Genomic DNA, 604 nt, shown 5'->3' on the forward strand with positions numbered 1-604 from the left:
CGACGACACGGCGTTTCTGTTTTCGCAACGATCCGGCGGCCTTGGCGTGGAACTTCTGCTTCCCGCTCAGAATCAGCCGATGCAAAAACAAGGAATGCACGAATGACCGGATTGAAGATCCGCAGGGCCACAGAGGCCGATGCGGTGCCCTGGACGCTTCTGTTCGATGCCGACGGGCCACGTGCCGAAGTCGAGAAGTACCTGGTGCGTGGCGAACAGTGGCTGGCCGAGCAGGCCGGCAAGCTGGTCGGCCAGATGGTGCTGATGGAAACCCGCGCCGACACCTGGGAAATCATGAACATCGCCGTTGCCGACGCACGCAAGGGCCAGGGCATCGGCACGGCGATGCTGAAAAAGGCGAAGGCGCTCTCTGTGCAGCGAGGTGCGCACCGGCTCGAGGTCGGCACGGGTAACAGCAGCCTGCGGGAGCTGGCGTTCTACCAACGCTTCGGGTTTCGCATCGTCGGTGTCGATTTCGACTTTTTCGTGCGACGGTGGGGCAAGGTGACCAAGCAGGGCGGTATTCCGCTGCGGGACATGATTCGGATGGAGATGGTGCTGAAGGCTGTTTCGTAGGTACCGTTGCTGTTTGGGTTCGTTCAGG

General features: G+C 61.3%; 1 protein-coding gene. It reads left to right on the top strand.

The features are described 5' to 3' along the window. The first annotated feature begins 102 nt into the window (after window positions 1-102). Window positions 103-576, top strand: a complete 474-nt coding sequence (locus tag DBV14_RS32790) for a GNAT family N-acetyltransferase (protein WP_124466337.1) — start codon at window positions 103-105, stop codon at window positions 574-576. The last annotated feature ends 28 nt before the right edge of the window (window positions 577-604 follow it).

Origin of the sequence: Variovorax sp. KBW07, assembly GCF_003852515.1 — a bacterium.
GTDB lineage: Bacteria > Pseudomonadota > Gammaproteobacteria > Burkholderiales > Burkholderiaceae_C > Variovorax.